The organism is Streptomyces sp. NPDC021080, from assembly GCF_044333225.1.
Taxonomy (GTDB): domain Bacteria; phylum Actinomycetota; class Actinomycetes; order Streptomycetales; family Streptomycetaceae; genus Streptomyces.
This window is the reverse complement of record NZ_JBIRQM010000001.1, coordinates 889,494-914,672: the sequence shown is the minus strand read 5'-3', so window position 1 is coordinate 914,672 and position 25,179 is coordinate 889,494. Positions and strand designations below refer to the sequence as shown.

Here is a 25,179-nt window from a genome sequence, read left to right as displayed (position 1 = left end):
AAACAGCCCAGAAATACACCATCCACACCGAAGTGATCCCCGACGGATGGACCCCTTGACAGCAACGCCATCCTCCAAAAGCAATGGTGTTGCACATCACGGGACGCGATCCTCGATCCGCATGCCCGCGTCGAAGTCCACTCCGCACACGCAGAAGTGCACCATCACCGAAGGCCGGGACGCTCGCACGCGCGGAGAGGTAGTGATGTACCGCGCTTCGAGTTCACAGGCCACTCCAGGTACTCCAGACCCACGAACCAAGATCAAACCTTCTATGCGATTTACGTCGGAATGTCCTGCACTATTGCGCGACTTGTCACGATCACCTTTCACCCAATGTCACGACACAGAACCAACCCACCAGCTCAACAGATCTGTCCCAGTGACATTCAGGCGAGAGAGATCTTGGACGTTTCGGTGCGAGACAACAGAAGACACCAATCCGAGGCCGGAAAAAGGCGCTGCTGATCATCGATGAGCAGGCTGAACAGGCCGCCGCCACGCACGGCGCTTGCCGCTCCGGATCCCCTGCCGGGCGTGACAGTGGCGGAGGCCGTGGTGCTCTCCCCGGCCCGCGTGCTGCCCCGCTGCCCGTCCCGGATCTGATCGAAGATCAGGAACGTGCCGGGCTGCGGCGGTCTCTCGCGGTGTAGATCCAGAGCGTGATGCCGGAGCGTCAGTGCAGGACGACTCCGGTCTGGTGGATCGCTCGCATGGCGCGTTCGACTGTCTCCTGGTTTTCACCTACCGGGGCGACGTAGTCGAGGACGTTACGTGCTGCGTCGTTCCCGAGGGTGCGGGTGATCACCCATGTGGCGAGGTACTGAGACGCAAGGCACCCGCCCGCCGTAGCGATGTTTCCCTCGGCGTGGAACGGCTCGTCGAGAACCACGATGTTGCAAGCTTCGACAAAGGGACGGGTCTTCTTGTCCGTGCATACCGGCATGCCGTTCAGCAGTCCCAGGCTTGCGAGCACCAGGGCGCCGGAGCACTGGGCGCCGATCAGCTGGCGAGCCGGGTCGAGCCGCAACTGGGAGATCAGTTGGTCGTCGGCTGCGACCTCTCGCGCCTTCACGCCACTGCCGATCAGTACGACGTCGGCCTCGGTGACGAACTCCATCGGGCGCTGTCCGGTCACCTCTACGCCATTCATGGAGGTGACCACCGACGTCGGTGTGGTGATGAAGGCTTCCACGCCTTCCCGGCGGCAACGGTTGATCAGCGCAGAGGCGATAAAGCTGTCAAGTTCGTTGAAGCCGTCGAAGGTGACCACTGCTACCTTCATTGCAACTCCTTCAAGTACGGCATTGGCTGTGCAGTCTTCCCGATGTACCCGGTCAGGGGCGAAGGCCGATCAGCGGCCGGTGGCCTGTCGGCCAGGGCTGAGGCCTGGTGCGATGGGGTGCAGCAGCCGCCCAGTCCGCCGGCCGCTCGCATTCATCAGTCGACTGCCTTCAACCGCCCCAACGCGTCGCCCAGTTCGCGTTCGGTGTCGCCGCGGGTCTGGAAACCCTTGTCGAACAGCTCGGCCGTGCGCTGTTGGGCTTTGTCGCCTCGGACGAGTTGCTGGAACAGTGCGGCGTCGGCGCGTACTTCGGCCGGGGTCGGCAGGCTGATGTCGTTGACGGCCGCCTTGGCGGCGATCAGCGCATCGCGGGGGAAGCCGCCGATGCGTGTCGCGACGCCTGCGACGAACTCGTCCAGGTCGGCATCGGCTACGGCACGATTGACCCACCCGTAGCGTTCGGCGAGGTCGGCGTCGAAGTCCGACGAGGTAAGGACCGCTTCGAGTGCGCGGCTGCGGCCCATGAGGCGGGTGAGGTGCTGGATCGCGCCCGCCCCGGGCGGCGCTCCGACCGCCACCTCGAGCTGGCCCAGAACGGCCTTCTCCCGTGAGGCGAAGCGCAGGTCGCAGGCGAGAAGGAACTCGCTGCCCGCTCCCCGGGCCCGGCCGCGCAACTTGGCGACGGTGACGACCGGGAGCAGGGTCAGCCTGCGGAACAGCATGCCCAAGGAGGCGTCACCGGGGCCTCCCGCCTTCGCCGCCTCGGCGGTGTACTCGGCGACCTTCGTCATGTCGACGTGCGGGAGGAAGTAGTCGGCATCCGCGCTGTCGAAGACCACCACGCGTGGCGCGGCCGGATTCGACAGTTCCCCGATCAGCGCGACCAGGTCCCGCACCAGCTCGGGACCGATCAGGTTCATCGGCGGCGCGTTGAAGGTGGCGTACAGGACGTTGCCGTCCGGCCTGGTCTTGATGGTCTCGTACGAGGCGGTCATCTGCGTCTTCCTGCCTTCGCTCGACGGCGTGAGGCCTGCTGGGCAGGGCCTGGACCGCCGGCGCCGTATCCGTGTCGAGGAGGTGACGTGACGGTAGGGATTTCCGCCAGGGAACTGGTTGACGCCGTAGTGCAGCCAAGGCTCGCGGCCTGCATCACGCCCGGACCTGGAGGTCGCCATCGACCACCTTCAGCCCGTATGCCGCGAGCTTCCGGGTAGCCGGACCCTTTCTGACCACGCCTGTGGTGATGTCGGACTCCGAGCCGTGGCACTGGCACATGATCACTGCTTCGGTGAGCAAACCGCCGGAGAGCGGGCACGGATCATCGGCGCACGTGCAGAGATCGTCGAAGGCGTAGAGGTCGCCCCCGACGCGCGCGACCGAGATCCGCCGCTCAGCCGGCGCTTGACGGAGAGCCCGACAGGGACAGCACCACGCCGCAGACTACGTACAGCACGAGGATCCCTGACCGGTTGGGCTTGTCAGGGATCACACGCGTGTGGTCAGTGCGGAAGCCCGAATCCCCAGGTGCGCCGCCTCGGGCCCTCTACCGACGTTCCCGGGGCCAGGGATTTCGCTTTCCCACTGGCTCCCGCTCCGCGCCGACCGCAGCACGACCCGCTTCCGTGCCGGGCGAAGGCTGTCGCACCGAACAACCCTGCTGGTCACTCCCCGCCGACTGACCGTTTACGACTGGCCACGACAAGTCCAGCGCCCGCGATGATCATTGCACCGGCCGCGCCGGCCCCGACACGACCGAGAGCGGTAAGTCCCGTTTCGGCGAGAGCCGGGTTTGTGGACTCCGCGCGGGCAGCGGCGAGAATAAGGTCCGTGATGGCGTCGGGATGAGAGATCATCACGCTGTGTGAGGATTCGATTTCCACTGTGTGCGAGCGGGCGCGCTTGGCCTGGAAGCGCTCCAGGTCGGGCGAGATGGCCTTGTCGTTGGTGGCGACGGCAACCCAGGACGGGATGGTCCTCCACGCGGCAGACGTGACTTTGTCGGTGAAGGCCGTGGCGGAGATGGGACGCTGGGCTGCAGCTGCCACCGTTGTGGCGGCCTCGGGGAGGTCCGCGGCCGCCACCGCGCGGAACTTGTCCGGCGAGACATCGAGATCTGTACCCGTGGAGCCGTCAGCATTCTTGACGGGCAATTGCACCAGGGCCGGGTTGAGCTCGCTGCCAGGGAATTTGGTGCCGAGTTGGCCGAGCGTTTCGCCCTTGTCCGGCATGAAAGCGGAGACATACACGAGCGCCTTGACGTTTGGGTTGTCCGTGGCGGCTTCGCTGATCACTGCGCCACCGTACGACTGGCCGACCAGGACGATGGGCCCCTTGACACTGCGGAGCACGCTGGCGATGTAGGCAGAGTCCACAGGCAGGCCGCGCAGTGGATTGGCAGCAGCGATCACCCTGTAGCCATTGCTCTGCAGGCGTCCCACGACGGCGTTCCAGCTGGATGCATCGACGAACGCGCCGTGCACCAGCACGACAGTCGGTTTGCCCTCGGCGACACTTGCTTTCGTGTCGGTGCTCGGGGCTACGGCCCCTCCGTCGGCGAAGGCCGGCACGGACGTCGACAGGGCCGCAGCGGTCAGCAGCACGGCAGAGACAGCGTGTATTCGGCGCCGCTGGGACCGCGGAGCAGGGGACGACGTCATGGAGCTCTCCTTCGAAGGACGGGCTGGCTGATCGAAGCCTGTCCATCGCGTCATATCCCCGCATTCGAAGCGAAGCACATGAGCGAATCACCACGGCCGTTCAGGTCAAATCCGGGTGTTTGCGGTTCAGGGGCATTCCAGTACCACGCTCCATGCGCCCACTTTTGCTCGGCTACCAGCCGCAGGGGCACCGAGGACGGTACCCCTGCAGTGTCAACGCTCTCTTCCGCCAACTGAGATCGTGCTCCAGCATGCGCTTTGCCATGCTGAAGGCGCATGCTGGAGGGGTCCGCCAACAGCAGTTGCATCGCACGGGACTGCGAGACATTCCCGAAGCCTCGGCGCAACGGGAAATTCCTGGCGACCCTAGGGGTTGGCGCGAGTGACGCCTTCCTGTGTCTGCGCCCAGCACTCCCCGAGACCCCTGGCTCGCTCAGATCACAACCTCCAGGAGTGCACCATGTCGACCCAGCTGGATGCCGCGCTGTTGGGACAGGCCTCAACAGCGCTCGCCGAGGACGTCTCTCTCGCGACTCCGGTGGCCGCAGCCCGCATCGTCGGTCGCGGCGCGGTTTCGGCAGCTCTCAACACTTACCAGCAGGCGCTCACCGATCCGAAAGCCACGCTCTGGCTCAAGGGAGACGGAGTAGAAGGGGTTGTGTACAGCGCGAGCCCCGACGGTCGGCTGACGGAGATCGTGGCACTGGCTCGATACAATGCCGCGGGCTTGATCGCCACGATCGACGTCTACGGTCGGCCGTGGCCGTTCATGGCTGTTCTGCGCGAAACGATTGCGAAAAAAGATCCCACTCTCGCAGACCCGAGCCTTGGAACCGGGCCATATACCCCGGGTGGGCCGACGCCGGAGTGGGTTGAACATCCGGCCGTCCCGCCTCTGGCACCGGACGTCATCCTGTACTCCCCGATTCTGAGCGAAGAACCGACAGGGAAGGCTGTTGTGGGACCTGTCCTCAAGGCGGCGGCGCAAAGCTTCACCGACCTCAAAGTCCGCGCCGTCCTCGACGTCCAGGACCAATCAGCATTCGCGGTGGTCATCGACGAATACGTGGACGGTCACGTACAGCAACTCGTCGAGATATTCACTCTGAGCCCAGAAGACGAAGTCGCGGAGATCCGAATCTTCACCCGCCCCTGGCTCGTCACGGCCCACTTCCGAAAGAGGATGTACGCCCTCCTGAAAGACATCCTCGGCCCCGAATTCTGGGCGGGACCCGACCCACAAGGCCCCTTGCCCACGCAGTGATTCCTAATACGGTCTGTCAAGCCGCGAGAGCGATGGGCGGCACGAGTTCGTATCCAGCGCTTGAGCCGACCGCCCCGGAAAGGTACGCGTGCATGGCGGCCGGCCCCTTGGTACGCCTTGACCTGCCCCATGGTTTGGGTTCCAGCCGCGGTGGCGGCGCGACATTGGTGTGGGTGCCGGGCAATTCCGCAACTGGCAAGTCCACGGTCTGCGGGGTGTTGCGAGCGCGTGGCTACGTCGCGCTCGACACCGACGAGGAAGGCTTCAGCCACTGGACCGACCGGGCTCGGGGCGAGGCCGTGGTGGATCCCCGTATCCGGTTCTCGAGGGCTGGCTCGATCGATACAGGTGGACGATCGTCCGCGAGCGTGTCCAGACCCTCGTCGAAGAGTCCCGTTCCCGCATCGCGTTCTTGTGCGGGCCGGCGGAGAACGAAGCAGACGTCCGCGATCTTTTCGACCTCGTCGTATGCCTGGTGATCGACGAGGACACCTTGCGCCACCGGCTCGCGACCCGCACCACGAACACCTTCGGCCGGTATCCCGAAGAGCTCGCCCGTTCCGTCTCTCCGCGCACGGATATCCGTCGCGGGGCGGGACCGTCAGACGCCACAGCGCGCGCCACCTCGTGGGACGCCTCGGCGCGGACGGCCTCCTCTCGGATCAGGGGCGGTCCAGCCCCCACGTCTGCAGGGCGAAGGGCCGTCCCTTCTCCTCGCCGGTGATCAGCGGGACGTCGAGCAGGGTGAAGCCCGCCTTGGTGGCCACGGCGACACTGGCCGCGTTCTCGGCCTCCAGCTCCAGGATCACCCGCTCCGCGGCCAGCTGCTCGAAGGCGTACGCGGCCATCACCCGTACCGCCCGCACCGCCAGCCCCTGGCCGCGGTGCGCCGGGCCGACCGCGTAGCCGATCTCCGTGCCCTCGGGGGCGCGCCGCAGCATCACCTCGCCGAGCGGTGCTCCGCCGTCGACGGTGATCGCCAGCAGGACGGCCGTGCCCTCCGCGCGCAGCTGTCGGGCCCGGTCCAGGCGGGCGTGGGCGGCGGCGTCGTCGAAGGGGGAGACGATCGGTGTCCAGTACGCGATGTCGGGGTGGTCGAACAGCTCCGGCATCGCCGTCAGGTCCTCCTCCGTCCAGTCGCGAAGGACGAGCCCCTCCCCCGCGAGCTCGATCCGCTCGGGAAAGGACGACGTGGTGCTGCTCATGCTGCGGGACCTCCCTGGCCTGTTCGAACGAGGCAGGATAACCGGGGCGGACGCGCCCGCTCGCCTTCCGCCCCCGGCCGGCTCAAGGCCGAGCCGACCGCACCGCCATGAGGATCCCGCTCGCCCAGGCCATGCGTACGCGGCGGAAGTCCTCTCGTTCCTCCAGTTCGGCCAGGAGGCGCTCGACCGCGGCGCCGTGGTCCTCGGGCCAGTCGGGCCGCGGGTCGAGATCGTCGATCAGATACGTTCCGCCGGGAGCCACGAGCCGCAGGGCCTGGTCCAGGTGGGTGAACTTGCCCGGCCAGGTGTCCGCGAACACCAGGTCGAACGGTTCGCCGTCGTGGTTCTGCAGCCAGGCCCCGGCGTCCCCGGACACGAAGGTCACGCGTGGATCGTGCCCGAACCGCTCGCGGGCGACTCTCTGCACGGACTCGTCCCGTTCGACCGTGACCAGCCGGGAAGTGCCGTCCATCCCGTCGAGCAGCCAGGCGGTGCCCTCGCCCACGCCCGTGCCGAGTTCGAGCACCCGGCCACCGGGACGGCCGGCCGCCAGAGCGGTCAGCAGGCTGCCGGTTCGTTCCTCGCAGGAGCGGGTGAAACCAGCTTCGCGTGCCGCGGTACGCAGGGCCGGGAGAGCGGCCGGAAACCGGTTCGGCATGTCGTCCATCCGGAAATGGTGGGGGCGGCCGCGCCCGCTCCGCAATCCCCGGTGTCGGCCTTCCGCCGCTGCCACGCCCCGGCGAGCGTGGCAGCCATGTCCGCGACGTCGTCCCCCGGCTCTAGACGGTGTGGTGCAGCCAGCGCTGCAGGACCTCGTTGACATCCGCCGGCAGGGCGCTGATCTGGTCGATGGCGGCACGGTCCTCGGGCATCGGGGGGACGCCGGCGGCGGTGAGTGTCGCGTGCAGGTCCAGGCGTCGCTGGTCGCGCGGGTCGATGGTGTAGCTGAGCCGGTGCGCCGGGTCGGGCGGCGACAGCAGGGTGTCGGCCTCGTCGCGGGGCCGGGGCGCGGCCGTCCAGGCGCTGTCCCGGGTGTCTGCGCCATGGCCGTCCCGGGTCTCTACGGCATAGAGGTCACGGCTCTCTACCACGCAGGGATTCCGGGTCTCTACGGCGTAGGGGTCGACGAAGGCGCAGGAACTAAGGCTCTCGCTGCTCCAAGGGGTCATCTCGGGCTCCTCACCGTATGCGTTGTGGACTACTTGCCCAGAGTTCTCCGGGGCCGGCTTCGGTTGCGCCGACGGCCGGAGATCACGCTGACGGCGTCATCGGCGGGTGATCACCTCGTGTGACCAGCAGACGGCAGCCCCGGTGCGGGATCCGGCCGCCCGGAGCCCGCTGCCCGGAGCTCACGCGCCCCGGGCCCACAGGTCACCTCCGTCCGCCGTGCCAGCGGACCGCCGCGGCTCCGGCGAAGTCGCCGGCGTGGGCGAATCCGCCCAGCACCACCAGGTCACCGTCCTTCACCTGCCCCGAGCCGACCGCGTGGTCCAGGGTCACCGGGATCGCCGCTCCGAAGAGGTTCCCGTACTGGTCGAAGGTGTTCAGGTGCCGCTCGGCGGGCAGTTGCAGCGCCTCCCGCCAGTTCCGCAGGAAGGTGCGGTTCGGCTGGTTGGTGACGAGGACGTCGATGTCACCGGTCGCCACGCCGAGCCGCCCGCACAGGTCCGTGATCACTTCCGGGACCAGCCGGTTGCCGCGTGCCAGAACCTTGGCGACGCTCGCGTCGGTGAACCCGATCCGCAGCTGGGACTCCCCCGGCTCCCAGTACTTGCGCCCGTCGTCGAGCGCCAGGGTCATGTCACCGGCGTGATCGCCGATGTGCCGGGTCTCCACGTCGAGGACCGGGGCACCGGCCGACGTCGTCACCCATCCCACACCGCAGCCGTCGCCCGGGATCGCGGCCTGCGCGAGCCGACGCACCTCGGACTGGGTGAAGCACTGGCCCGCCGCACTCTGCGCGTTGCAGATCAGCGCGGTCTTCGCGTCGGTGGTGGCGAGGATCTGCCGGGCCAGCTTCAACATGTACACGAAGGAGGCGCAGCCCGCGTTGGCCACGTCGACGAGCCACTCCGGGTTCAGGCCCAGTCGGCGTGCCACCTCCGTGCCCGCGCCGACGAACGGCAGATCCGGCAGCTGGCTGTGCACGAGCAGTACGTCGACGCCCCGGATCTCGTCCCTGCCGTGCCGTTCGATCAAAGGCTGCACGGCACGTTCGATCATGTCCGTGTTGGTCTCGTCCGCGGCGACATGGTGACGCGCGAGCGGGGCCTTGAACATGAGGTGACCGCGGAGTTTGTCCTCCGCTCCCGGGTATTCGGTGTAAAACTCCGCGGGGACCGGATCGCCCGGAAGGTAACCCGAGACGTCGGTGAGGCTGACCGTGGTCACCGCGCCACCGCCCGCACGGGAGCCACGCTGACGGGCAGGCCGTTGCGGTGGCGATGTTCCAGGATCGCCTTGAGGTTGTTCATCTCCACGGTGTGCCCCGCGTAGAACAGGTCCCAGTAGTCGCCCACCCAGGGCCGGTCGGGGCGGGGCGCCAGAGCGGGCTGCGGGTTTGTGTCGTAGTACGGATGACGGCAGTTGGTCCAGGTGACCACCGATCCCGGCCTGTCGAGCACCAGTCGAGCCGGTACGACACGCATCAGGTAGATCATCCACAGCTTGTCGCCCTGGTCCCAGGAACAGTGGTAATCCACGGTCAGGGCCTCGGGGTTGGCGACCACCTTGCAGTAGATCCTGGTGTCGTCCTCCAGGCGGTCGCGGCCGACCCACAGCCCGGGAGTGCCGGAGGGGGCGAAGTCCCGCAGGCTGCAGGTCCATTCCTCCAGGTGGTGCCCCTGGCTGAGGTACTCGTAGGTCAGTTCCGGCGGGCAGTCCACGTACGCGTGGATGGTGCAGTACTGCCCGTAGACCTGATGGTGGGGGTAGACGGAGTGGGTCAATTCCACGCAGTGGGCGGTCAGTTCGTCCTTGCCCGGGTTCTCGATCCGCATCAGGCCGGGGATGTCAGCCAGTGCGGACGACTCGTCGCTCATCTGATGTCTCCTTGCTGTCGGCCCGTTCGGCACGGCGGGCCCGGTCGGTGTCACCGGTGGCTCGGGTGAAGGGCTGGAAGGGCAGGAACGGAGGGATCTCGTTCGGGTCGCAGTCCAGTGCCACGAACGCCGGGCCGACGCCCGTGTTGCCGCGCAGCAGCGCCTCGCGCAGCTGCGCGGCGTTCTCGGCGCCGGTCACGTCGAGGGACGGGAAGGCGGCGGCCATCCCGGCGGCGATGTCGGTCCGGCCGAACAGGTCGTCGTCGCGGACACCGCCCTGGAGGAACTCCTCGCGCAGCACGCACATGGCGTGGGCGTTGTTGTTGAAGACGACGAAGGTGACGGGCGCGGAGTGCTCGATGGCGGTGTGCACCTCCGACCCGTGCATGAAGAAGGCCCCGTCGCCGGCGAGTACGTAGGTGCGCCGCCCGGTCGCGAGCGCGGCGCCGATGCCGGCACCGAAGGTGTAGCCCATGCCGCCCATGCCGAGCGCCACCACGAAACGGCCGTGGCGCGGTGCCGGGAGGAGGTGGACCGCGCTGGCACCGGTGTTCCCGGCGTCCACGAAGACGTGCGCGTCCTCGGGCAGTGCCGCCTCCACCGCGGCGAGTGCCTGGGGGTAGGGGATGATCCGCCCGTGGGCGGCCGGGGAGTCCGGGCCCGCCACGGGTGCGGGGAGCGGTCCGGAGTGCCGCGGGCAGGCACGCGGACCCGGCGCGAGCCGGCCGGTCACCGCGCGCAGCGCGTCCCGCAGGTTCCCGCCCAGCGCCGTACCCGCCACGAACGGCCTTTCGGAGTCCAGGCACACGACATCCGTGGCGGCCAGCGCCTCCTCCAGTCCGCCGCGTGCCAGGAGCGGCAGCCGCGTGCCTACCAGCAGGCACACGTCGGCGCGCCGCAGGCAGTCCCCGACGTTGGCGTGGCCCATCACCCCGGCCACTCCGGCGAATTGGGGATCCCGGTTGTCGAAGACGTCCTTGGCGTCCGGGGTGACCGCCACCCAGGCCCCGAGGTTCCGGGCCAGTGCGGACAGTTCCGCACGTGCGTCCGCCGCGGCGACGCCCTCACCGGCGATGACGAGGACCGTGCCCGCGCGGCGAAGGATGTCCGACACCTCGGTGAGGGCGGCGGCGTCGAGCGGGGTGGCGGATGATGCCGGCGTCGGTGCTGGCGTCTGCGTCTGCGTCGGCAAGGGGGACGAGGCGGCCGGGCGGGCCGGTGCCGTCGAGGCGGTGGGGGCACCCGTGGACGGCGTGGCGGCGTGGCGGGTGAGCTGCGGCCCGGCGGGGCGGGTGGCCTGTGTCCCGGCGGGGCGGGGCCGATCGCGGTCGGGCCGCCGGATCCGCGCCTGCTGCACGTCCTTGGGCAGCAGCAGCACCGCAGGCCCGCGCGGCTCGGTCATGGCCGCCGCGATCGCCATCGGCAGCAGCTCCGTGAGCGAGTCCGCGTCCTCGACCCGGGCGCAGAAGCGGGAGATGGGGGTGAAGACCTCGCCCGCGTCGAAGGAGTCCCCCTTGCCGCTGGTGTCCTGGAACGCGCCTCGGCCCTCCTGGACGGTCGGCGGCTGGCCCACCAGCGCGAGCAGCGGCACCCGGGAGGCGTACGCCTCGGCGAGACCCGGCACCAGATTCATCGCGCCACCGCCCGAGGTGGCGGCGACCACGCCGAGGCGCCCGGTGGTCCGGGCGTATCCGTCGGCCATGGTGACGGCCGAGAACTCGTGCTTGGCGACCACACCGCGGACGGTTCCGCCGCGGTGCACGGCGTCGTAGAGGTCCTCGATGTTCGCGCCGCCGACACCGAACATGTGGGTGACTCCGGCCCTGGCGAGCTCGTCGGCCAGGTAGTCGGCCATACGTACCGTTCCGGCTCGGATCGCATCCGCCGCGGTGGTCATACGGGGCTCCCCTCCCTCTCCTGGGGCCGGTCGACGAGGCCGGACGGCGTCATGACCTGGAAGCGGTGCCGGTACTCCTTCGGGGTGAGTCCCAGGCTTCGCCCGAAGGAGCGGAAGAAGGTCTCGGGGGCGCCGAATCCGCAGCGGCCCGCTATCTGGCCGATCGGCAGGTCCGTCGTCTCCAGCAGCTCGCGCGCGCGGGCGATCCGGGTGCGCTGGACGTACTGGCCGGGAGTCGTGCCCACCTCACGCCGGAAGACCCGGGCGAAGTTGCGCGGGCTCATGTTGGCCCGCTCGGCCATCTCGGCCACGGGTAACGGGTTGTGGAGGTTCTCCAGGATCCACTCCTGCGCGGTCCGGATCGGCGGATGGTCGGCCAGCTGGGCGTCGAGCAGCGCACTGAACTGGGACTGCCCTCCGTGCCGTTTGAGGAAGAGCACCAGGAACCGTGCCGTCTCCAGGGCGAGTGCCGCTCCGTGATCGGCCTCGACCAAGGCCAGTGCCATGTCGATCCCGGTCGACACGCCCGCGGAGGTGACGAAGGGGCCGTCCCAGACGAAGATCGGCTCGGCGTCCACCGTCACCGCCGGATAGCGGCAGGCCATCGTCTCGCTGTACGCCCAGTGCGTGGTGGCGCGTCTGCCGTCCAACAGGCCCGCCTCGGCCAGCAGAAAGGATCCGCCGCACACGGAGGCGACCCTGCGCGACCGGGCCGCCGCCCCGCGGATCCACGAGATCAGCGCCTGGTCCTGAAGCGCCTCGGCGACGCTCCATCCCCCGGGGACGAGCAGGGTGTCGACGGGCCCTCGCCCCGTCTCCAGCGGCCGGGCCTCCACGCTCACTCCCGAACTCGTGCGCACCAGGGGCGCGTCGGCCGAGACCAGTTCGATCCGGTACGGGACTGCCCCCGGCCCGAGGAGCCGGTTGGCGATGTCGAACACTTCAATCGGTCCGGTGATGTCCAGCGCCATGGCACCCGCGTACACCACCACAACAACACGTCGCTCAGCCACGGTCACAGCCTGTATCGGATCTCGGACTGACTGCAATGACAGATAACTGACGCATCCGGCCAACAGATGCTCACCCAAAGGGAGTTACGGGCTGCTGGCCAGGCGGTTTCCGCAACGGCACCGACCTTGGCGGGTGAGGTAACTCACAGGGGACACAAAGCCGAAGCGTTGCCACCCCCTCGATCGCCCCGGCGCGGAAGCCTCCCGTGCGAGCAGTGGTCATGGCTGGCTCATTGGATGCTCCAGCGGTGCGGGTGGGAGGGGTTGGCGGGGCACGCGAAGATGTTGAGTTCACCCCAGCGGCCCACGATGACCTCGGTCGGGGTGGCGTACCGATGGGTGGCCGACTCCTGCTCCTCCAGCGGCTTCCAGCTGCCGCTGCCGCCGTCCCATTCCCAACTGTCGACGGTCAGCAGCAGACGCATCGGTGTCGCACAGGTCCGGCAGTCCATGGGGTACGGGTCGGTGCTGTGCCAGGAGGCGAAACCGCCGACGCGCCAGCCCGGTGGGATGGACAGGTCGTACTGGTAACCCGCCACCGCGGCCCCGTCGCCGTCCGCCGACCGCTCGGCTTCCTCCTCCCGTGCCTCTTCCCAGGCATCGATCCGGGCGCACAGGTCCTCCGCGAGGAGACCCGCGAACGGATAGGTGGTCACCTGCTCCGGATGCAGCACACACGGCTCGGGCACGTACCCGTGGAAGCCGACGACCTGCGGCTGCGGCGGTGACGTCAGCGCGTCGGTGACCTCCCACGAGCGGCGCCAGCGCAGATCGAGCAGCATGTCGTAGCGGCCCGGACCATGTGCGTCGAAGGGGCACCAGAACACCTGGAGCAGATCGCAGTCGTCCGGACCGGCCGGCAGATCGGGGATGTCCCTGCGGTACAGCTGCGCCAGGCCGATCAGCGGCAGCGGAGCGGTCGCGGCGGCCTTCTCACTGTGATGTTCCCGGTTCAGTTCCTCCAGTTGCCGCCGTTCCTCGTCCGTGGGGCCCGGGTCGGATGCGCGGCGCCGCGCGGAGGCCAGGAGCTGCCGCCGTCGGTGGATGTCCGCCGGGCGTCGGCCATGCGCGTGGCTGTGCGGGTCGGTGCACACCGGCCAGGGTTCGTCCGCCGGCCACAGCAGCGGGCCGCCCACGGAACTGGCCGCCGCGTCGGGGCGGCCCGGACGCGGATGGAGCCGGGTGGTGATGCCGCGATAGGCGGCCAGTTCCGGAAAGAGCGCCTCGACATCGAGCGGGCGCGGCGGCGTGGTTCTCGGCATGTACGCGACCTTAGTCAGCGGCCTTCATGCGACCTCGGTCAGCCGCCGACCGCCGTGACACGGCGCTCCGAAGACCGAGTCGACGGCGCCGGGCAGGATCTCCGCGACGATCCGCCGTGCGCCATTCGCCGCGCGCCGCACGCCATGCGCCGCGCGCCGTTGGGCGTTGGGCGTTGGGCGTTGGGCGTTGGGCGTTGGGCGAGCTTCCTCAATTGCGGTCCGTCAGCTTGCCGTTGAGCCTCCCTAGTCTCACGGACGCGGGGTGGTGGTAGTGGCGGCGGCGAGCAGTTCCCGCAGGAGTCCGACGACGAGATCGGGCTGCCCGACGAACGGGGAATGGCCCGTCCGCCACTCGCGCACGTCGGTGCAGCGCGAGGCCATCGTCCGTTGCAGACCAGGGTCGACGGCCCGGTCGTGTGCGCAGACGACGTAGGTGGAGGGAGTGTCCTTCCAGCTGTGGTGCTCCGGAACTCCCCGCCCGCAGCCGGGGGCCTGGGCACGCAGCAGGCCGACCGCCCGGGCGGCGAGAGGTCCGGAGCAGTCGCCGTAGAGCGCGTCGACGGCCCGTTCGGGGTGCAGGCTGGTCGAGCCGTCGGGCTCGGGGGTGATCGCGTCCCGGAGCTGTGGGGACGCCCCGCCCATACCGGCCGCGCTCTCGCCGACGTCCGGCACGAAGGCGGCCAGATAGACCAGGTGTCCCGCTCCGCGCACCCCGGTGATCACCGACCCGCCATAGGAATGACCGAGCACGATCGGACCCTCGTCCAGCGCGTCGACGACGCTCTGGACCGCGGCGGTGTCGGCGGCCAACGAACCCCGGTGGAGCTCCGGAACGACAACCTCTGCTCCCGTGCTCCGCAAGCGGTCCGCCACCACGGCGAAATGCTCGGGGCGGTGGTACAGGCCGTGAACGAGCACCAGCGCGGTCAATGCGCCCGCCTCCTCAGGTAGGTGTCCGACCCATGATCCTGCCTCGGAACCCCGGCCCGCCATCGGAGTGAAAGCGTCCGAACTCTCGCACCGTGAGCAGGACTTGAAGGCTCGGTGACGCAGTGGTGCCGGCTTTTGCCGCGGTCAGTCCAGGAAGTCCATCAGCCGGTCGTTCAACCGCTGCGGCGCGGTGAGCGGCAGGGAGTGGTGGGTGGCTCCGGGGAGCAGGGCCACCTCGCCCTGCGGGAGCGTCCGGCGTGCCCTGTCGGCGACCTTGACGGCGCGGTGGACCCGGCTGTGCTCCGCGAACAGGGTCAGTACCGGCATACGGAGGCCGGCGGCCCGGGGGCGGCCGCCGGCGACGACCTTGCGGCCGGGCACGGTGGTGGCCAGCGCGTAGAGGCGCTGCCAGGTCTCGTCCGGATGGGTGTCCGCCGTCTCCCAGGCCAGGAAGGCGCGGGCCCGGGCCTCGCTCGGGCGGATCAGGGCGGGCAGCGCGCGCAGCAGGTAGCCGGGACGGAATCCGGCGAAGACCTGCGTGGGATCGACGAGGGCGAGGCGGTCGATCCGCTGCGGTGCGTGCAGCGCGTACCTGACGGCCAGACAGGCCCCGTACGAGTGACCGCACAGGTGGGTGCGGGCGAGCCCGAGTCCGTCCAGCAGCGCGTCGAGCCACGCGGTCAGATCGTCGGCGCTCTTCAGCGGTGCGCCCCGGCGTTCGGTGCGGCCGGCGTCGCCCAGCAGATCGACCGCGTGGACCCGGTACCGCCTGCCGAGAGCCGGGGCGTTGGCGAACCAGACCAGGCCGGTGGACGAGCCGCCGGGCAGCAGCACGAGCGGCCTGCCGTCCTCCGGGCCGTACACGTGCACCCGGGTGCGCCCGTACGGCGTGGCGACATCGCGCTCCTCGGTGGACTCGGGCCAGCGGGCACGCAGTTCGTCGTAGGCAAGCTCGAAAGCGGACGGGGTCACGGAGCATTCCTCTCGCTCGACGATAATCTCGCTCAGCGAGATATTATGCCGAGGTCCGAGGGAGTGGGCATGGACGATCAGAGCCCGGTGATGGGACTGGTTCACCTGCTGCGTGCGGTGACCGTGGAGTTCGACCTGCTCGGCGCCGAGTTCGCCGCGCGTCACGGGCTGCATCCCACCGACGTACGGGCGCTGATCCACCTGCTGGACGCGTCACGGGCCGGCACCCGTGCCACGCCCGGGTGGCTCGGTGGGCAACTGCGCCTGAACTCGGCCGGGACCACCGCCCTGGTGGACCGGCTGGAGCGGCTCGGGCTGGTCCGGCGCGGCAGGGACACGGCCGACCGGCGACGCGTGCTGCTGGAGGTGGAGGAGAAGGCCACGGAACTCGGGTGGGCCTTCTTCGGACCGGTGATCGGCGAGCTGGTGGTGGCCGCCGAAGGTTTCGAGGCCGGTGAGCTGGAGACGGTACGTCGCTTCCTGGCCGCGGCGCTGGAGGCCGCCGGGCGGGCACGTTCGGTCTGAGGGGCATCGGTCGGCGCCGTGACGGTGTGACGGCACGACGGCACGACGGCGCGGTCACGACCAGCCCGGTCTCGGCCTCGGCCTCGGCCTTCAGCAGCCGCCACGGTTCCGGTCGACCGGGACGGAGTCCCGCACCCCACCGACAGGCAGCACCCGAACATCCCGCCCGGCCGTTGTCAGAGGCACCCGGTTGAATGGGCCCATGACGGTCCATGACGTTGCCCGCAGCCTTCCCGCCATCGCCGACCTGCGCGACCTGTGCCGCTCACTGGCGATGCTCGACGCCGTCCTGAGCCCGGACTGGGAGAGCCGGTACTACTCGTTCGACGCCGCATGGGCCGAAGGCGAGGAGATGGCCTCCATGCGCGACGGGTCGGGGGACGAGTACTCCATCGTGTTCTCGGCGGCCGGGGTCTACGTCCGCGGCTTCGGCCACGCGTCACCGATGAGCCCGTACGGCCATGACGGCGAGCCCTGGCCGGGAGTGATCGACGACGTTCCCGACGTCTTCAAGCCCTGCGTCGAGGAGCCGGCCTTCACCGACGAGGACGGCGTGCCCGTCGTCACGGCCTGCTTGTGGCGCGGGACGACCGACGACCAGTGGCACCACGGCACGATCGACTTCCCCCCGGACCATGCCGACCCCGACGGGGCCACAGGCCTGTTCCACCTGCTCGTCGACCGCTCGCCGGAAGCGTTCCAGCACTTCGCCGAGGACTATTACGAGGTCTCCGTGGACCTGGAAGCGGTGAGCGCCCTGTACGCCCTGCGGCCACTCACCCAGGAGCTCGTGTCGTCCTTGAACGCGGAGGTCGCCTTGGCGGACCTGGCCGAGGACATGTCCGAGATCGGCTATCCGCGGGCCTGCTGAGCCGATCTGTCCGCTCGTCGGCCTGAGCGGCGGAAACGCGCCGAGGCTCGGTCTCGGAGAGGCACGTACAGATCCGATAACGGGGTACGGGAGAGGCTCGGTCACCAGGCAGTATGGGCGGGCCTGTCCGCGCACCGACCCGGGAGTTCCCCCCATGCGCCGCCTTCCCGTCGCCTCTGCCCTCGTGACCGTTGCCGTCACGGTGGCGACTGCGTCCGGCTGCTCCTCCGCCGCGCCCGCCGCCGCGCGGAACGCCGCCGCGGACGTGCGGGTAGGCGTGTGCGCCATGGACGAACCCTCGGGTCTACAGGGCCTTGGCATCAATTCGGCGTCCTGCGCCATCACCGTCGACAATCGGGCCACGTCCATGCGGGCCTACACGATCGACCTCACCTGTACCAGCTACGAGAGGACAACTCCGTTCGCGGCGGGCTCGATGCTGTACTACGTGCCGGCCGGGCGGCACACGATCTCCAGCACCGGGATCGTGACGAGCGGCAGCGACCGGAACGTGAGCTGCCGGACGGGGTGGGCCAAGGTCGAGGACCTGACATCCGACGACGGGAGTCCGGAGCCCTGGCCGTCGCCCACGGGCGCGCTGGCCGACGCCGTGGCCGCGGCCGACCCGGACGCCACGCCGACGCCCGGGGACACTGCCTCCGGGACACCGGCCTCGGCGAGTGCCGCCGTCACCGCCCTCCAGTACCAGGCCCTGGCCCGCACCTACCCGGTCGGCGACTACACGGTGAGCTTCACCACCTCCGGGTACGACAGCACCAGCCGGCAGATCGACCTCGGCGGCACGGTGACCTCTCGCTCGTCCGACACGGACACCATGAAGCGGACCGGCCTCGTCGTCACCCTGCTGCGCGCGGACGGGTCGGTCGACGCCCGGGGGACCCTCTGCGTCGATCTGAACGGCAGTACCTCCGACGCCGTCGACACCACTCTGGACGACGGCACTCCCGACTGGACCACGATCCGCATCACGCGCGGCTCCGCGACCGAGTGCTGACGAACGCCGACGGCCGACGGCGTTCGTCCAGCCCCTGGGTACGAGGACGAAGACGACAGGTGGGCGGCCCTGAGCACGGTCGGCACAGCAGAGCCGCACAGCCCGTCAGGCCTGCGGTTCGGCCTTGGGCCAGGTCGCGTCGAACCACTCCATGAACGGCAGGACCCCTCCGACCAGCTTGACCCTGTCGTGAATGGCCCTCTGATCGTGTCCAGGGAGAAAATCGCGTCCGGAAGACGTCGCCGTCCAGGATCCCGTTGCGCCCTCCCCGCCGGCCGCGGGGAGGGCGCCGGGGTCAGGGCGACGACGGTGTCGTGGTCACGAGGAGATCTGTTCGCAGCGGTTGACCGCGGCCATGACGGCGTGGACCGACGCGGTCAGGACGGAGGTGTCCCGGCCCGCGCCCCAGCAGGTCACACCGTTCGCCCGGCACTCGGCGTAGGCCACGGCGGGACCGTTCGACCCGGTGCCGGTGGCGTGCTCGGTGTAGCCGAGGATGTCGACGCCGATGCCCACGGCGCTCAGGGCGTCGGCGAGGGCGGACAGCGGTCCGTTGCCGGTGCCGTGGCAGGAGTGCTCCTGCCCGCGGGCGCGCAGGGTGCAGGTGAACCGGTGCTCGCCCGGGGTGGGTTCCGTGGCGTTCCAGGAGGCCAGGGTGATGGGGCCGTCCAGGGCCGGGGCGATGTAGGTGGTGCGGAAGAGCTCCCACAGCTCCTTGTGGCTCAGCTCCCGGCCGGTGGAGTCGGTGACGTGCTGCACCGTGCGGGAGAAGTCCGGTCGCATCGAACGGGGCAGGTCCAGTCCGTGGTGGGTGTGCAGGAAGTGGGCGATGCCGCCTTTGCCGGACTGGGAGTTGATGCGGATGACCTCCTCGTAGGTACGGCCTATGTCACCCGGGTCGATGGGCAGGTACGGCACCGCCCACGGTGCCTCCTCGGCGGCGACCCCCTGCTCGGCGGCCTGCTTGGCGTGGTGGGCCAGGCCCTTGGCGATGGCGTCCTGGTGGGTGCCGGAGAAGGCGGTGTGCACGAGGTCGCCGCCGTAGGGGTGCCGGGGATGGACCGGCAGCCGGTTGCAGTGCTCCACCACCTCGCGTACCGCGTCGATGTCGGAGAAGTCGACCATCGGGTTCACGCCCTGCGCGTACAGATTGAGAGCCAGCGTCACCAGGTCGACGTTCCCGGTGCGCTCGCCGTTGCCGAACAGGCAGCCCTCGACGCGCTGCGCCCCCGCCAGCACGGCGAGTTCGGCGCAGGCGACGCCGGTGCCGCGGTCGTTGTGCGGGTGGACCGAGAGGATCACCGCGTCGCGGCGCGCCAGGTGGCGGTCCATGTACTCGATCTGGTCCGCGTACACGTTGGGCGTGGCGATCTCCACGGTCGCGGGCAGATTGTGGATCACCGGCCGGTCGGGGCTCGCCTCCCACAGGTCGGTCACGCTGTTGCACACCTCCAGGACGAAGTCCGGCTCCGTGAGGTTGAAGACCTCCGGGGAGAACTCGAACCGGATGTCGGCGCGCGGCCGCGCCTCGGCCTTGCGCAGCAGGTGGCCGGCGGCGTCCAGGATCAGCCGGTGGACCTCGGCGCGGGAGCGGGACAGGACGACGTTCCGCCAGGTGGGAGCGGTCGCGGTGTAGAGGTGTACGAGGGTGCGCGGGAGGCCTTCGACGGAGGCGACGGTCCGGTCGATCAGGTCTTCGCGGGCCGCGGTGAACACGGAGACGGTCACGTCGTCGGGGACGGCACCGCTGTCGGCCAGGTGCCGCACGAAGTCGAAGTCGGTCCGGCTGGCGGACGGGTAGCCGACCTCGATCTCCTTGAAGCCCATGGTGACCAGGAGGTCGAACATCCGGCGCTTGCGTTCGGTGTCCATCGGCTCGGCCAGCGCCTGGTTGCCGTCGCGCAGGTCGACCGGAACCCACAAGGGGGCCCGCTCGATCCGGCGGGAGGGCCAGGTGCGGTCGGTCAGGGGCAGGGCGACCCGCTGGTGCGCGGGCCGGTAGCGGTGGTGCGGCATCGCGCTCGGACGCTGGGGGTTCCAGCCCGGTGCGTCCACCGGGACGTCACCGACAGGGGTGCGCAGGGTGGGAAACGCCGTGCTCTGTAAGGGAGCTGCCATGGTGTGCTGAGCCTCTTTCAGTCGGCCGTCGTGGACCGGCGCAGCCTGGTACCCCGCTGCGGGGTGCCGGTCGCGTCAGACCCCGCAGCGGCAGCCGAGGAGAAGCAGCTCGAGCAGCAGCATGCGAGGTAGACTAGCGACAACTCAGCTCCTCAGACAAGCTGAGGAATGAAAGGGTGAACCCCACATGTCACTAGGCGCCTTGCGGCCGTCCCCCTTGGTGGAACAGGCCACCACGCACCTGCGCGAGCAGATCACCAGCGGTGAGTGGGCCGTGGGGACGAAGCTCCCCGGCGAGACCACCCTGGCCAAAGCCCTCGGCGTGGGTCGCTCCACCGTCCGTGAGGCCCTGCGCGCACTGGCCGGCGCGGGACTGGTGCAGGCACGGCAGGGTTCCGGTGTCTTCGTCATCGCGACCACCCCCAAGGAGGACTGGTCCGCCCGACTGCGCCAGGCGGCCATCACGGACGTCTACGAGGTACGGATGCTCCTCGAGGTGGAGGCCGCGCAGTTGGCCGCGCAGCGCCGGACCGAGGACGACATCACCGCACTCCACGCGGCCCTGGCCGGGCGCCGTGCCGCCGCGAACGCGGGCGACACCGAGTTCGTGGAGGCCGACATCGCCCTGCACCGGGCCGTGGTCGCCGCGGCGCACAACCCGGTACTCACCAACCTGTTCACCGAGTTCGTACCGGTGCTGCAGCACCGGCTGCTCGATCTGGTCGAGTTGCTCGGCCTGCGCTCCGACGATCCGGACCCCGGCGACGCGGGGCACACCGATCTGGTGAACGCCGTCGTACGGGGGGATGCCGAGGCGGCCGGACGGACGCTGAGGGACGAGCTCCGGCAGACCCTGGCCCTGCTCCACTCCCTGTGATCCACGCCGTCCCGCGGCGCCGCCCCTGCCTCCCGGCCGGATCACGGCCTCGCCCGGCCGTTCGGCGGACGCGGGCCCGTGGTCGCCGGGACCCCTTCCGTCGCGGGCCTCCGCCGGCCGCGAGACGGGCCGTTCGGCCCCGCTGGGGCGGGTGCGACGGCCACGATTAGGGTGACGGCATGTACACACGGGGGCGCAGGCTCAAATTCACAGCGGTGTCGGCGATGGTCGTGCTGGCCCTGACCGGGTTCTCGTCGGGCCGTGGTCACGGCAGCCGAAGCCATCACGGCGACGGCGGGGGCGGCTGCAGCAGTTCCGGCCAGGACCACGACGGTTCGTCGGCGTCCAGCGGCGGCTCGTCCGGCGGCGACCCGTACGGCAGTTCGTCCAGCGGCTCGTCCGGCAGTGACGCGGACGACTCCGGGACGGCCACCGGTGGCAGCGGCGGCGCCACCCACCGTCCGCGGTCCACCGGCCGTTCCACCCCCACGGCGTCCCCCTCCGGCGACACCGCCCGGCCCCTGAAGGACGGCACCGCCGTACTCAGGCACTGCGCGAGCACCGACGACCCGTACGCGACGGTCGAGGTCAGGAATCCGAACGGACGCGAGGGCCTGTTCACCGTGGGGATCAGCTTCAAGGACGCGCACGGCTTCACCATGATCAAGACTTCCGACCAGGTGTCGGTGCCCGCGAAGGACAAAGCGACCGTCCGGGTGCCGGTTGCCGGCGCGGGGCACGTGGACGAGATCGATCACTGCGAGGTCGATCCACGGGCCGCCGCCGTCCGGTGACGACCCGCGGGGATCACGGCGTGCGGAGACCGCCCGGGAAGGTTCACTAGCTGGTCCACGGCAGGCGGACGGCTTCGATCTCGGTGTCCGCGAGCAGCGCCTCGACGAGCGGGCGGGGGCCGCTGACCTTGGTGGCCCAGAGGTCGTAGTCGGTGAAGACGGCCCAGGAGCGGTCCGCGGGCCACAGGTTGGACGGGGTGTACAGGATGTCCGGGTGGTCGAAGAGTGCCTGGGCGTCACCCAGCCGGCCGGAGCGGACGTGCTTCGCCTCGAAGTCCCCCGTGATGATCGGGTTGTAGTACGCCAGGCAAGCCGTGTCCGCGCCCTGAGGGCTGTGTGCGGTGAGGAACCGGATCAGCCGCTCCCATGTCGGCCGGTCGAGGCCGCCCTCGGCGGGCCATTCGATGGAGCCCGGCTGGACGCCCGCCCCTTCCCAGGAGGGGAAGCCGTGAAAACAGGGTTGGCAACTGTTGCCTGTTGACTGTGCGTAAGCGTGTTCTGGCGTGCGTGAATGGGTGTTGACGGTTTCCGCTCGTACGAGGTTTGGGGAGGGAACGGAAGTTCCCGTCTCGAATGCGTGACCTTTGTGGGTGGTGCTCGTTGGGTGGGGTGACGGGCTGTTCGGGTCGGCTGGGGGTGACGGTGTGGGTGATCTGCGGGCGGTGGCGGCGTCGTTCGTGGTGCCCGGTCCGTCGGGGGTGGCGGTCCGAGACCGGCTCAAGGGCCTGACTGCCCAGGACGAGACCGTCCTGCGCGTGGTCGGCGACCACCTGGGTTCACTCGCCGCGCGGGATCTGAAGGCGCGGTGCGCGGTCGGCCTGGAGCACGGCAGTGAGTCGTGGGCAGTGCGGAAGCGGGAGCTGACCGGGCTGTCGTCGTCGCGGTGGGCGGGGTCGCTGACGAAGGCCACCCATGACCAGTGGGCGCTGGCCCGGCGCGGCCAGCACGCGCACATCCGGCAGCTCGAAGCCGGAGTGGACACGATCCGGCACCGGCTGTCCCTCCCCCTCGGCGAGAGAGGCAGCAAGCGGGCTGCTGGCGGTTACCGCAGCCGGCGGGAGTGGCATGCCAAGACCCGTCGGCTGCGGGTACTGGAGGACCGGCTGGCTGCCGCCAGGGCCGACTGGGCGGCCGGTCGGGTGCGGGTGGTGCGGGGCGGAAAACGACTGCTCAACACCCGCCACCACCTGGACGAGGCGCAGCTCGGCGAGGAGGCATGGCGGGCCCGGTGGGAGGCGTCGCGCCGGTTCCTGCAGGCGGACGGCGAGTCCGGCAAGCGCTACGGCAACGAGACCATCCGCATCAGCCCCGACGGGCAGGTCGGCATCAAACTCCCGACCCCGCTCACCCACCTCGCCAACGCCCCGCACGGCCGCTACGTCCTCACCGCGCGGGTGTCCTTCGCGCACCGGGGCGAGATGTGGCGCGACCGCGTCGCGGCGAACCGGGCGGTGGCCTACCGCATCCACGAAGACACCGGCCGCAACCGCTGGTACCTGACCGCCTCCTGGACCCTCCCAACCACCCCCATCATGCCCCTGAGCGCCGTGCGGACCGGCGGGCTGATCGGGGTGGACACCAACGCCGATCACCTGGCCGCCTGGCGACTGGACGCACACGGCAACCCGGTCGGCACCCCGCGCCGCTTCGACTACGACCTGTCGGGCACCGCCGACCACCGCGACGCCCAGGTACGCCACGCCCTGACCCGCCTGCTGCACTGGGCCGGACGCCGCCGGCTGGCGATCGCCATCGAGGACCTCGACTTCACCGCCGAGACCAGCCGGGAGAAACACGGCCGCCGCAAACACTTCCGCAAGCTGATCTCCGGCATGCCCGCCGCCCGGCTCCGCGCCCGCCTGGTGTCCATGGCCGCCGAACTCGGCATCCCACTGGTCGCGGTCGACCCCGCCTACACCAGCAAGTGGGGTGCCCAGCACTGGCAGAAACCCCTCACCAGCACCACCAGGAAGACCACCCGCCACGACGCTGCCGCCGTGGCGATCGGAAGACGCGCCCTGGGGCATCCGGTCCGGCGTCGGACGGCACCGCCCCGTACCCACCAGAGCGATGGGTACGGGCATCGGACCGGTCCAGGCCCGACCGGAGACCCCGGGGTGCGAGGGACCCCGCCCCCGTGTTCCCGGACCACGGACACGATCCGTGCCGCCCGGACGCGGAACGAACGCGGGCAACCAGAACGCCCAACACCGTCCGGGGCGTTCGACTGAGCAGGAGACCTGGCAACAGGACTCACTCCCGCTCAGTCCATAGGAACGGTACAGGCCCTGCGGCACGATCGGATCGCCGATGCGGGCGGCCAGTTCCGCCCAGCGCAGCCGCTCCCAACCCGGGCCGGGGTGCTCGCTCCGGCTCTGGCCGTCGTTGACCGATTCCTCCGCGGTTTCCCCGCGCTCGTACATGCCGCCGAGGACCCAGGCGGCATCGGGACGCCCGGGTACCTCGTAGCCGGTGAGGCCGTCGTCCTGTGCGAGCTCGGCGAGCCAGTCGGTCTCGGACACGGGTGCGAGGGGCCACAGGGCGAGGACGTCATCGGGCATCCGGGCAGCTTACGAGCCTGGGCGCGACCGCTGGCGCCGCGGCAGCCGCGGCTGTCAGAGGCAGGGGCCGACCGGAGCGGTCACCGCCCCTCGAACGAGTACCGCCCGTCGAGCCGTTGCCGTCGGCTCGTTAGGCTCCCGGCGAAGGAGGCGCAGTGGAGATCACCGTGCAGTGGGTCAAGACGTCCTGGACGAAGCAGTCCCGGGGCGGAGAGGCTGCTGCCCTCAGGAACGCCCTGCCGGTCGGCTTCGCACTGCCCCGGATTCCCTCGGGGTCCGCCCACTTCGTCCACATGTCCGAGCACGACGGGTTCGAGCCGCGCTCGGGCCGGACCGAGCTCCGCGAGGTCGGTGTCAGCCTCCGGAACGAAGGCGACCGGCTCCGGGTACTCGCTCGTGTGGAGCCGCTGTTCGGACTGCCTCCCCGGCCGCGCCGGCCGCCCGCGGTGCGGCTGCTTCCGGGACAGTGGGTCCGGTGGCAGTTGAACTACAGGTTCAGCAGCGCCCTCGGAATCCGAGGCTGGTCCTACTGGCTCGATACCTTCAACATCGCGTACGGCCCTGTCGACCGAGAGGTCTTCCTGTCCGAGCCGACTGTGATCATCGACGAGTGCGGGCCCGTTCGTTAGAGCGTGCAGGCCTGTTCAAGCAACCTCTGACGGGTCCCGTCCGGGGCCGGATCCGGATCGCTGCGACCGTGACCGTGCCATGGACGACATAGGCGGGGCGTACATCGCCGGGACGGTCCACGACAGTTTTCGTAGGGTGACGTCATGGCGGACGACGCGGGGCAAGGGGTGAACGGCCGTGCTGGCACAGGAGGTTCGGGTCCGGCGCAGGCTGAGACCCACCGGGACTCCTGCTCATGCTTCGACCGGTACGAGCCACAGCC

General features: G+C 69.9%; 23 protein-coding genes and 1 pseudogene. 8 read left to right on the top strand and 16 right to left on the bottom strand.

Annotated elements, in window-relative coordinates:
• Positions 1–676 precede the first annotated feature (676 nt).
• The 4 genes from ACH4S8_RS04065 to ACH4S8_RS04050 form a co-directional block, all read right to left on the bottom strand.
• Positions 677–1,285, bottom strand: a complete 609-nt coding sequence (locus tag ACH4S8_RS04065; RefSeq protein WP_398390661.1) for a DJ-1/PfpI family protein — start codon at positions 1,283–1,285, stop codon at positions 677–679.
• Positions 1,286–1,440: 155 nt separating this feature from the next.
• A complete protein-coding gene (locus ACH4S8_RS04060) occupies positions 1,441–2,280 on the bottom strand; it encodes an enoyl-CoA hydratase/isomerase family protein (protein WP_398390659.1) in 840 nt (279 codons plus the stop codon).
• 154 nt (positions 2,281–2,434) lie between these two features.
• Positions 2,435–2,668: a Rieske (2Fe-2S) protein gene (locus tag ACH4S8_RS04055; RefSeq protein ID WP_398390725.1), complete on the bottom strand. Its 234-nt coding sequence runs from the start codon at positions 2,666–2,668 to the stop codon at positions 2,435–2,437.
• Positions 2,669–2,946: 278 nt separating this feature from the next.
• Entirely contained in the window at positions 2,947–3,885 is a 939-nt protein-coding gene (locus ACH4S8_RS04050) for an alpha/beta fold hydrolase (RefSeq protein ID WP_398390658.1), read from the bottom strand.
• A gap of 517 nt (positions 3,886–4,402) precedes the next feature.
• Between ACH4S8_RS04050 and ACH4S8_RS04045 the strand changes: the two genes are divergently transcribed.
• The gene (locus ACH4S8_RS04045) at positions 4,403–5,206 is read left to right on the top strand and encodes a hypothetical protein (RefSeq protein WP_398390656.1); all 804 of its coding nucleotides are present in this window, start codon (positions 4,403–4,405) and stop codon (positions 5,204–5,206) included.
• A 662-nt stretch (positions 5,207–5,868) separates the two neighbouring features.
• Here the strand turns inward: ACH4S8_RS04045 and ACH4S8_RS04040 are convergent.
• The 10 genes from ACH4S8_RS04040 to ACH4S8_RS03995 all read right to left on the bottom strand — a co-directional run bounded on the left by ACH4S8_RS04040 (position 5,869) and on the right by ACH4S8_RS03995 (position 15,526).
• Entirely contained in the window at positions 5,869–6,411 is a 543-nt protein-coding gene (locus tag ACH4S8_RS04040) for a GNAT family N-acetyltransferase (RefSeq protein ID WP_398390654.1), read from the bottom strand.
• A gap of 82 nt (positions 6,412–6,493) precedes the next feature.
• Complete coding sequence (locus ACH4S8_RS04035; RefSeq protein ID WP_398390652.1) at positions 6,494–7,078, bottom strand: O-methyltransferase; 585 nt, start codon at positions 7,076–7,078, stop codon at positions 6,494–6,496.
• Between the two features lie 112 nt (positions 7,079–7,190).
• On the bottom strand, positions 7,191–7,580 hold the full coding sequence (locus tag ACH4S8_RS04030; RefSeq protein ID WP_398390650.1) for a hypothetical protein: 390 nt from the start codon (positions 7,578–7,580) through the stop codon (positions 7,191–7,193).
• A gap of 202 nt (positions 7,581–7,782) precedes the next feature.
• Positions 7,783–8,802: a 3-oxoacyl-ACP synthase III family protein gene (locus ACH4S8_RS04025; protein ID WP_398390648.1), complete on the bottom strand. Its 1,020-nt coding sequence runs from the start codon at positions 8,800–8,802 to the stop codon at positions 7,783–7,785.
• Positions 8,799–9,452, bottom strand: a complete 654-nt coding sequence (locus ACH4S8_RS04020) for an SRPBCC family protein (protein ID WP_398390646.1) — start codon at positions 9,450–9,452, stop codon at positions 8,799–8,801. Before ACH4S8_RS04020 ends, ACH4S8_RS04025 begins: the two co-directional genes overlap by 4 nt.
• Entirely contained in the window at positions 9,424–11,349 is a 1,926-nt protein-coding gene (locus ACH4S8_RS04015) for a thiamine pyrophosphate-binding protein (RefSeq protein ID WP_398390644.1), read from the bottom strand. Before ACH4S8_RS04015 ends, ACH4S8_RS04020 begins: the two co-directional genes overlap by 29 nt.
• Positions 11,346–12,362: a GlxA family transcriptional regulator gene (locus ACH4S8_RS04010; RefSeq protein WP_398390642.1), complete on the bottom strand. Its 1,017-nt coding sequence runs from the start codon at positions 12,360–12,362 to the stop codon at positions 11,346–11,348. Before ACH4S8_RS04010 ends, ACH4S8_RS04015 begins: the two co-directional genes overlap by 4 nt.
• 230 nt (positions 12,363–12,592) lie before the next feature.
• Complete coding sequence (locus ACH4S8_RS04005) at positions 12,593–13,624, bottom strand: hypothetical protein (RefSeq protein ID WP_398390640.1); 1,032 nt, start codon at positions 13,622–13,624, stop codon at positions 12,593–12,595.
• Positions 13,625–13,873: 249 nt separating this feature from the next.
• Entirely contained in the window at positions 13,874–14,554 is a 681-nt protein-coding gene (locus ACH4S8_RS04000; protein WP_398390638.1) for an alpha/beta fold hydrolase, read from the bottom strand.
• Positions 14,555–14,698: 144 nt separating this feature from the next.
• Positions 14,699–15,526, bottom strand: a complete 828-nt coding sequence (locus ACH4S8_RS03995; protein WP_398390636.1) for an alpha/beta fold hydrolase — start codon at positions 15,524–15,526, stop codon at positions 14,699–14,701.
• A gap of 69 nt (positions 15,527–15,595) precedes the next feature.
• Between ACH4S8_RS03995 and ACH4S8_RS03990 the strand changes: the two genes are divergently transcribed.
• The 3 genes from ACH4S8_RS03990 to ACH4S8_RS03980 all read left to right on the top strand — a co-directional run bounded on the left by ACH4S8_RS03990 (position 15,596) and on the right by ACH4S8_RS03980 (position 17,937).
• Entirely contained in the window at positions 15,596–16,051 is a 456-nt protein-coding gene (locus tag ACH4S8_RS03990; RefSeq protein WP_398390634.1) for a MarR family winged helix-turn-helix transcriptional regulator, read from the top strand.
• 202 nt (positions 16,052–16,253) lie between these two features.
• Positions 16,254–16,922, top strand: coding sequence for a hypothetical protein (locus tag ACH4S8_RS03985; protein ID WP_398390633.1), 669 nt, complete (start codon positions 16,254–16,256; stop codon positions 16,920–16,922).
• 154 nt (positions 16,923–17,076) lie between these two features.
• On the top strand, positions 17,077–17,937 hold the full coding sequence (locus ACH4S8_RS03980; protein ID WP_398390631.1) for a hypothetical protein: 861 nt from the start codon (positions 17,077–17,079) through the stop codon (positions 17,935–17,937).
• 318 nt (positions 17,938–18,255) lie between these two features.
• On the opposite strand, the gene leuA is transcribed toward ACH4S8_RS03980, so the two are convergent.
• Positions 18,256–20,055 (bottom strand): 2-isopropylmalate synthase, encoded by a 1,800-nt coding sequence (gene leuA / locus ACH4S8_RS03975; RefSeq protein WP_398390629.1) that lies wholly within the window; start codon positions 20,053–20,055, stop codon positions 18,256–18,258.
• A gap of 187 nt (positions 20,056–20,242) precedes the next feature.
• Between leuA and ACH4S8_RS03970 the strand changes: the two genes are divergently transcribed.
• On the top strand, positions 20,243–20,932 hold the full coding sequence (locus ACH4S8_RS03970; protein ID WP_398390627.1) for a FadR/GntR family transcriptional regulator: 690 nt from the start codon (positions 20,243–20,245) through the stop codon (positions 20,930–20,932).
• A gap of 179 nt (positions 20,933–21,111) precedes the next feature.
• Positions 21,112–21,726 carry a hypothetical protein gene (locus tag ACH4S8_RS03965; protein WP_398390625.1) on the top strand — a complete coding sequence of 205 codons (615 nt, stop codon included), beginning with the start codon at positions 21,112–21,114 and terminating at the stop codon, positions 21,724–21,726.
• A 46-nt stretch (positions 21,727–21,772) separates the two neighbouring features.
• On the opposite strand, the gene ACH4S8_RS03960 is transcribed toward ACH4S8_RS03965, so the two are convergent.
• On the bottom strand, positions 21,773–22,447 hold the full coding sequence (locus tag ACH4S8_RS03960; RefSeq protein ID WP_398390624.1) for a hypothetical protein: 675 nt from the start codon (positions 22,445–22,447) through the stop codon (positions 21,773–21,775).
• Here ACH4S8_RS03960 and ACH4S8_RS03955 point away from each other — a divergent pair.
• Both ACH4S8_RS03955 and ACH4S8_RS03950 read left to right on the top strand, forming a co-directional pair.
• Positions 22,371–24,000, top strand: a pseudogene (locus ACH4S8_RS03955) (IS200/IS605 family accessory protein TnpB-related protein). The gene ACH4S8_RS03960 and the pseudogene ACH4S8_RS03955 sit on opposite strands and share 77 nt — an antisense overlap.
• A 442-nt stretch (positions 24,001–24,442) precedes the next feature.
• Positions 24,443–24,916 carry a hypothetical protein gene (locus ACH4S8_RS03950; RefSeq protein ID WP_398390622.1) on the top strand — a complete coding sequence of 158 codons (474 nt, stop codon included), beginning with the start codon at positions 24,443–24,445 and terminating at the stop codon, positions 24,914–24,916.
• Positions 24,917–25,179 lie beyond the last annotated feature (263 nt).

Coding starts and splice junctions, on each gene's coding strand:
- ACH4S8_RS03980 (WP_398390631.1), top strand. CDS start 17,077: ATGCGCCGCCTTCCCGTCGCCTCTGCCCTCGTGACCGTTGCCGTCACG.
- ACH4S8_RS04060 (WP_398390659.1), bottom strand. CDS start 2,280: ATGACCGCCTCGTACGAGACCATCAAGACCAGGCCGGACGGCAACGTC.
- ACH4S8_RS04030 (WP_398390650.1), bottom strand. CDS start 7,580: ATGACCCCTTGGAGCAGCGAGAGCCTTAGTTCCTGCGCCTTCGTCGAC.
- leuA (WP_398390629.1), bottom strand. CDS start 20,055: ATGGCAGCTCCCTTACAGAGCACGGCGTTTCCCACCCTGCGCACCCCT.
- ACH4S8_RS03985 (WP_398390633.1), top strand. CDS start 16,254: ATGACGGTCCATGACGTTGCCCGCAGCCTTCCCGCCATCGCCGACCTG.
- ACH4S8_RS04035 (WP_398390652.1), bottom strand. CDS start 7,078: ATGGACGACATGCCGAACCGGTTTCCGGCCGCTCTCCCGGCCCTGCGT.
- ACH4S8_RS03965 (WP_398390625.1), top strand. CDS start 21,112: ATGTACACACGGGGGCGCAGGCTCAAATTCACAGCGGTGTCGGCGATG.
- ACH4S8_RS04045 (WP_398390656.1), top strand. CDS start 4,403: ATGTCGACCCAGCTGGATGCCGCGCTGTTGGGACAGGCCTCAACAGCG.
- ACH4S8_RS04015 (WP_398390644.1), bottom strand. CDS start 11,349: ATGACCACCGCGGCGGATGCGATCCGAGCCGGAACGGTACGTATGGCC.
- ACH4S8_RS04020 (WP_398390646.1), bottom strand. CDS start 9,452: ATGAGCGACGAGTCGTCCGCACTGGCTGACATCCCCGGCCTGATGCGG.
- ACH4S8_RS04065 (WP_398390661.1), bottom strand. CDS start 1,285: ATGAAGGTAGCAGTGGTCACCTTCGACGGCTTCAACGAACTTGACAGC.
- ACH4S8_RS04040 (WP_398390654.1), bottom strand. CDS start 6,411: ATGAGCAGCACCACGTCGTCCTTTCCCGAGCGGATCGAGCTCGCGGGG.
- ACH4S8_RS03970 (WP_398390627.1), top strand. CDS start 20,243: ATGTCACTAGGCGCCTTGCGGCCGTCCCCCTTGGTGGAACAGGCCACC.
- ACH4S8_RS04005 (WP_398390640.1), bottom strand. CDS start 13,624: ATGCCGAGAACCACGCCGCCGCGCCCGCTCGATGTCGAGGCGCTCTTT.
- ACH4S8_RS03990 (WP_398390634.1), top strand. CDS start 15,596: ATGGACGATCAGAGCCCGGTGATGGGACTGGTTCACCTGCTGCGTGCG.